This is a genomic window from Cupriavidus sp. 8B, assembly GCF_054589115.1.
The window spans coordinates 1-6,205 of sequence record NZ_BAAILO010000172.1 but is presented as its reverse complement, the minus strand read 5'-3'; the positions used below and the strand labels follow the sequence as shown (position 1 = coordinate 6,205).

The window sequence follows — 6,205 nt, the reverse complement described above, 5'->3', positions numbered from 1 at the left end:
CGGGGGCGGGGGCCGTTTGTGTCGCGGGTACGCGCGCAGCTGGCGGGGAGGGAGGAGGCAGTGTCACCGTGCATGCCGCCAAGACGGCAGCTAACGGCCACAACAGCAAGCGCTTGTTCTTCATGGTGACTCCTTGCGCCCGGCGCCCGCGAGGCAATCTGAATGCCGGCACCTGTCTCCATATTTATAGCGGATAGGGCAAGGAAGGCGAGAGGAAAGCGTGCGCACGCGCACCGCTCTTGCTACTTCGGCGCAGCGCCGCCGCCCGCCGAGGCAAGGGTGCCGAAGAGAGCGACCTGACGGCGAAGCGCTTCGGTGGTGTGGCCCTGTCCGAAGAGCCTGTCGAAGACGATCAGCACGCCGCCGAAGTTGGCATCCAGGTATTCGACGTTGGCGGCGTGATGGACCCGGTGCGCGGACGGCGTATTCAGGACATATTCCAGCCAGCCGAGCCGCGGTCCCTGGAGAACCTGGAACGCATATTTGAGTCGACCATCCGTCTCCTGGACACGGAGGGGCAGGAGGGGCTGGAGGGTTTGAGCGCCAGCCGGATCGCCGAGGTGGCCGGCATCAGCATCGGCACTCCACCAGTATTTTTCGAACAAGCCGGAAGTGATGGAAGCGCTGGGCCGCCCAACCTGGCGCGCCTGTTCCGGGGACTCCTGAATGAGGGGGCTGCGCAGCATCAGGCGGCCGCGGGCGGCGCCTGATGCTGTCCTCGATTACATCAGGATGATGTCGTACTGCTCCTGGTGGAACGTCGATTCCACCTGCAGCGAGATCGGCTTGCCGATGAAGTCGCCGAGCATGGCCAGGTGCTGGCTTTCTTCTTCCAGGAACAAATCGATCACGTGCTGCGAGCCGAGGATGCGGAACTCGCGCGGGTTGAACTGGCGCGACTCGCGCATGATCTCGCGAAGGATGTCGTAGCAGACCGTGCGCGGCGTCTTGACCTGGCCCTTGCCCGTGCACACGGGGCACTGCTCGCACAGCACGTGCGCCAGCGATTCACGCGTGCGCTTGCGGGTCATCTCCACCAGCCCGAGCTGAGAGAAGCTGTTGACGGTGATGCGGGTGCGGTCGCGCGACAGCGCGCGCTTGAGCTCCGAGAGCACCTGGTCGCGATGCTCGGTGTTCTCCATATCGATGAAGTCGATGATGATGATGCCGCCCAGGTTGCGCAGCCGCAGCTGGCGCGCGATGGTGTGCGCCGCTTCCAGGTTGGTCTTGAAGATCGTGTCGTCGAAGTTGCGCGCGCCGACGTAGCCACCGGTGTTGACGTCGATGGTGGTCATGGCCTCCGTCTGGTCGATCATCAGGTAGCCGCCGGACTTCAGGTCGACCCGGCGCGACAGCGCCTTCTCGATCTCGGCGTCGATATTGAAGAGGTCGAAGACGGGGCGCTCGCCGGTGTAGTGCGACAGCCGCGGCAGCACCGCGGGGGTGTACTCCTGGGCGAACTCGACCAGCTTCTGGAAGTTCTCGCGCGAATCCACCTGGATCACGTTGGTGGCGTCGTTGACGAAGTCGCGCAGCACGCGCTGGGCCAGGTTGAGGTCCTGGTAGAGCAGGCTGGGCGCGGGCAGCGTGGTGGCGTTCTGGCGGATCGAGGCCCAGATCTTGCGCAGGTAGGCGATGTCGTTGCCGAGCTCTTCGTTGCTGGATTCCTCGGCGATGGTGCGCACGATGAAGCCGCCGCGCTCATCCGCCGGCACCAGCCCCTGCACGCGGGCGCGCAGGGCTTCGCGGTCGACCTCACCCTCGATGCGCTGGGAGATGCCGATGTGCGGGTCCTGCGGCAGGTAGACCAGGGTGCGCCCGGCAATGCTGACCTGCGTGGACAGGCGCGCGCCCTTGGTGCCGATGGGATCCTTGATGACCTGGACCATCAGGGCCTGGCCTTCGTAGAGCGTCTTCTCGATGGCCAGCGGCGCGGCATTGGCGTTTTTGTCCGGGTCGCGCGGGTGCCAGATGTCGGCGACGTGGAGGAAGGCGGCGCGCTCCAGCCCGATATCGATGAAGGCGGACTGCATGCCGGGCAGCACGCGCACGACCTTGCCGAGGTAGATATTGCCGACGAGCCCGCGCGACAGCGTGCGCTCGACGTGGAGTTCCTGCACGGCGGCCTGCTGCACGATGGCCACGCGTGTTTCCTGCGGTGTGATGTTGACGAGGATGTCTTCAGTCATAGTGGATGAAACTCGTCGCCGGCTGACCGGCCAGGTGGTTGTCCGCATTGTGCTGCCATGCCTCCCGTGGGCGCTGCCGTGGCCAGGGTGGCAGCAGCCTGAAGCGGGAACGGATGGGCGGCGGCGGGGTTCTCAGAACCGCAGATGGGCCTGTCTGAGCAGCGAAGCCGTCTCGAACAGGGGCAAACCCATGATACCCGAATAGCTGCCGTCGATTCGCTCGACGAACTCGGCGGCGCGGCCCTGTATGCCATAGGCGCCGGCCTTGCCGGCCGGTTCGCCGCTGGCGACGTAGGCCGCGATCTCGTTGGCGGTCATGGTGCGAAAGCTCACCTCGGAAACCGACAGCGCATGGCGCTGGCCCAGCGCAGAGACCACGGTTACCGCGCTCAGCACACGGTGGGTGCGCCCGGACAGGACGGCAAGCATGCGGGCGGCATCGGCGTCGTCGGCGGGCTTGCCGAGGATCTCGCCGCCCAGGCAGACGGTGGTGTCCGAGGTCAGGATGGGGGCGTCGGGCAGGGCGCGCCGCTCGCGCCGGCGCAGTGCGGCTTCGGCCTTGAGGGCGCACACGCGCTGCACGTAGTCGTCCGGGCTCTCGCCAGGCAATACGATTTCCAGCGCCTCGGCGTCTTCATCGCCGTCGGCCAGCAGCAGTTCGTAGGCGACGCCAAGCTGGGTCAGCAGCTCGCGCCGGCGCGGGCTTTGGGAGGCGAGATAGAGGAAGGTATGGGTCACGGCAGGGCAGTCGGGAAGGATCCGGGGATAGGGCATGCCAAATGCGGCTGCAGCGCATGCGCCGCTTCGGTCGCATTGTACCCGCGGCCTCGCCCGGTGCGTGACCCAGGCGCGCTTGGTTTCAGGCGCGGTGGTAGGGGTGGTTCTGGGTGACCGACCAGGCGCGATAGAGCTGCTCTGCCAGCAGCACGCGCACCATGCCGTGCGGCATGGTCAGGCTGGACAGGCGCAGCAGGGTTTGCGCGCGGGCCTTCAGGGCGGGATCGAGGCCGTCGGCGCCGCCGATCAGGAAGGCGACGTCGCCGCCTTCGCGCTGCCAGTCGCCCAGCTGGGCGGCGAGCTGCACCGTGGTGAGGTCACGCCCGCGCTCGTCGAGCGCCACGATGCGGCATTGCTTGGGCAGCGCCGCCTCGATGCGGGCCGCCTCGCGTTGCATCACGGTGGTGGCGTTATTGCTCGAGGAGCGCGTCTCGGGCTTGATCTCGCGTAGTTCGATGCGCAGCTCGGGCGGCATGCGCTTCGCGTACTCCGCGAATCCCGTTTCGATCCAGCCGGGCATCTTGTGTCCAACGGCCACGATCAGCAACTGCATGGCGGGAAGCGGGCCGGTCCGGCTCAGGCCGAGCGGGTGGTGCGCTTGCGCGCGACCGGAGCCTTCGCGGCCGCCGTCTTGGCCGGTGCCTTGGTGGCAGTCTTGGTCGCAGCCGTCTTGGTGGCGGTCTTGCGTGCCACGCCGGTGCCGGCTGCGGTCTTGCGCGGTGCGCCCGTCTTGGCCGGTGCCTTGCGTGCCGGTGCCGAGCCCAGCGCGCTGGTCAGGCGTTTTTGCACGGTCGGGGCGCGGTTGGTGGCGATGGCGTCCGGGTCCGTATCTTCGTGGCCAAGCGGCGGCGAAGGCTCTTTCATGCCTTCGGGCAGGCGGGCCAGTGCCGGGCGCAGGCCGGTGGCGCGGCGCGCGGTGCGCACGACCGGTGCCTCGTCTTCGTCTTCGCCGTCGATCGGCTCGCTGGCCTTGGCCAGGCCCTTCTTGGCCGTGGACAGCTTCAGGCGTACCGGCTTGTCACCCCAGAGTTCTTCCAGGTTGTAATACATGCGCAGCTGCGGCTGCATGATGTGGACGACGGCGTCGCCGCAGTCGACCAGCACCCATTCGCCCGTTTCCAGCCCTTCCACCGCAACGATATGGCCGCCGGCGTCCTTGACGGTATCGCGGACCGAGGCGGCCAGCGCCTTGGTCTGGCGGTTCGAGCTCCCGCTGGCGATCACCACCCGGTCGAACAGCTCGGTCAGGTGGGTGGTGTCGTACACCTTGATGTCCTGCGCTTTGACATCTTCGAGGCCGTCGACGATGGCGCGTTGCAGTTTGCGAATATCCATGGTGCTTTTTTCAGTTCAGCTGAGATCGGTTTGGGGGCGGGCCGGGATGGGCAGATCCAACTGCGTCGGCCGATACAGGCCGCGGCTCGCGATGTAGTGTGCCACGCCGGACGGCAGCTGGTCATCTGCCGGTTGTCCGGCAGCCAGGCGTTGGCGTAGGGCGGTGGAGGAGAGGTCGACGGCTAGCGTCTGGTCGATCCACATGCGGCCGGAGGGCATGGATTGTATCAGGTCGGTGGACGCACGCCGTTCTGCGAGCTCCTGGCGCACCGGACCGTCCAGTTCCCCGAGGTCGAAACCGGGCCGTGTCGCCACGCAAAGGTGGACGTGCGCGAACAGTTCCTGCCAGCCATGCCAGGTGTGCAGGCGCAGCAACTGGTCGGCGCCCATGAGCCACGCCAGCGAGGCGTTGGGGCCATAGTGCTCGCGCAGTTCATGCACGGTATCAACGGTGTAGCTGGGGCCGGCGCGATCGACTTCCATACGGCTGGCATGGACCAGCGCGCGGGTGTCGGACAACGCCTGCGCGGCCAGCTCGGTCATGGCGAGGCGATCGGCGGCAGGGGTGACGTCGTCGCCTTTTTGCCACGACTGGCCGGTCGGAATCCAGACCAGCTCGTCGAGCTCGAGATGTTCGATGCACAGGCGGGCGAGTGCAACGTGGCCGATGTGGGGCGGATCGAAGGTGCCGCCGAGAATGCCGAGGCGGTAGGGGCGGTTGCTCTTGGTCGAGCCTGCTGCGTCTGCCGCGTTGGCGGTGAGCGATCGTGCGATGTGGTGTGCCATGGGGTTGCCGTCAGGCCCACTCGCGCACTGGCAGGAAGTCCGTGTACAGCGCGGCCTCCGCGCTGCCCGGCTCGGGCTGCCAGTCGTAGCGCCAGCTGGCCAGCGGCGGCATCGACATCAGGATCGACTCGCTGCGTCCGCCCGATTGCAGCCCGAAGTGCGTGCCGCGGTCGAACACCAGGTTGAACTCCACATAGCGGCCGCGCCGGTAGGCCTGGAACTCCCGCTCGCGCTCGCCATAAGGCATGTCCTTGCGCGCCTGCAGGATCGGCAGGTAGGCGTCGAGGAAGGCGTCGCCGACCGACTGCATCATGGCAAAGCTGCGCTCGAAGCCGAGCGCGGAGAAGTCATCGAAGAAAATGCCGCCAATGCCGCGCGCTTCGCCGCGGTGCTTGAGGAAGAAATACTCGTCGCACCATTGCTTGAAACGCGGATAGAGGTCATCGCCATAGGGGGCGAGGGCGTCGCGGCAGGTGGCGTGGAAGTGCGTGCAATCGCCAGCGTTGCCGTAATACGGCGTCAGGTCCATGCCGCCGCCGAACCACCAGACCGGTTCGGCGCCTTCCTTCACCGCCAGCAGGCAGCGCACGTTCATATGCACGGTCGGGACAAAGGGGTTGCGCGGGTGGAACACCAGCGAGACGCCCATCGCCTCGAAGCCGCGGCCGGCCAGCTCAGGCCGGTTGGCGGTGGCCGACGGCGGCAGGGCATCGCCCCGCACATGCGAGAAGCCCACGCCGGCACGCTCCATCACGGCGCCGCCTTCCAGGATACGGGTGCGGCCACTGCCGCGCAGGCGCTCGGTGGGCGGCTTCTCCCAGGCATCGGTCGAAAACGCCTTGCCGTCGATGGCGGCGACAGCGTCGGTGATACGGTCTTGCAGACCGAGCAGATAGGCACGGACTGCCTGGGAATCGATCATGGTATGCGGGCGGGTGGGCCGGAGCGGTGACGGCCGGGCAGGTCAGTCAACCTGCCCGGCCGTCATAGCGATGTCATGATTGTACTGGCTGAGGCAACGCTTGGCCGGATTCGGGGAATTCTGTTCCGGCGTGTCGAAAGGGGCGAAGAAATCGTAGCGAGCGGCCCATGGCGAGCACCGCAGGGCTCGCCATGGG

Annotated in this window: 6 protein-coding genes and 1 pseudogene; all 7 read right to left on the bottom strand. The window is 67.0% G+C overall.

All coding sequences use genetic code 11. The features are described 5' to 3' along the window. Positions 1-242 precede the first annotated feature (242 nt). A pseudogene (locus ACYP5B_RS16890) lies at positions 243-458 on the bottom strand (sterol desaturase family protein); the annotation flags it as partial. 264 nt (positions 459-722) lie between these two features. Continuing rightward, the gene (rng, locus tag ACYP5B_RS16885) at positions 723-2,189 is read right to left on the bottom strand and encodes a ribonuclease G (RefSeq protein WP_318233373.1); all 1,467 of its coding nucleotides are present in this window, start codon (positions 2,187-2,189) and stop codon (positions 723-725) included. Positions 2,190-2,321: 132 nt separating this feature from the next. Beyond that, on the bottom strand, positions 2,322-2,963 hold the full coding sequence (locus tag ACYP5B_RS16880; protein ID WP_400093830.1) for a Maf family protein: 642 nt from the start codon (positions 2,961-2,963) through the stop codon (positions 2,322-2,324). Between the two features lie 85 nt (positions 2,964-3,048). Then, positions 3,049-3,519, bottom strand: coding sequence for a 23S rRNA (pseudouridine(1915)-N(3))-methyltransferase RlmH (gene rlmH, locus ACYP5B_RS16875; protein WP_043344552.1), 471 nt, complete (start codon positions 3,517-3,519; stop codon positions 3,049-3,051). A 23-nt stretch (positions 3,520-3,542) separates the two neighbouring features. Next, on the bottom strand, positions 3,543-4,301 hold the full coding sequence (gene rsfS / locus ACYP5B_RS16870) for a ribosome silencing factor (RefSeq protein WP_400093832.1): 759 nt from the start codon (positions 4,299-4,301) through the stop codon (positions 3,543-3,545). Positions 4,302-4,316: 15 nt separating this feature from the next. Further along, entirely contained in the window at positions 4,317-5,087 is a 771-nt protein-coding gene (locus tag ACYP5B_RS16865) for a nicotinate-nucleotide adenylyltransferase (protein WP_400093834.1), read from the bottom strand. Positions 5,088-5,097: 10 nt separating this feature from the next. After that, positions 5,098-6,009, bottom strand: coding sequence for an oxygen-dependent coproporphyrinogen oxidase (gene hemF / locus ACYP5B_RS16860; protein ID WP_459570462.1), 912 nt, complete (start codon positions 6,007-6,009; stop codon positions 5,098-5,100). Positions 6,010-6,205: the final 196 nt, after the last annotated feature.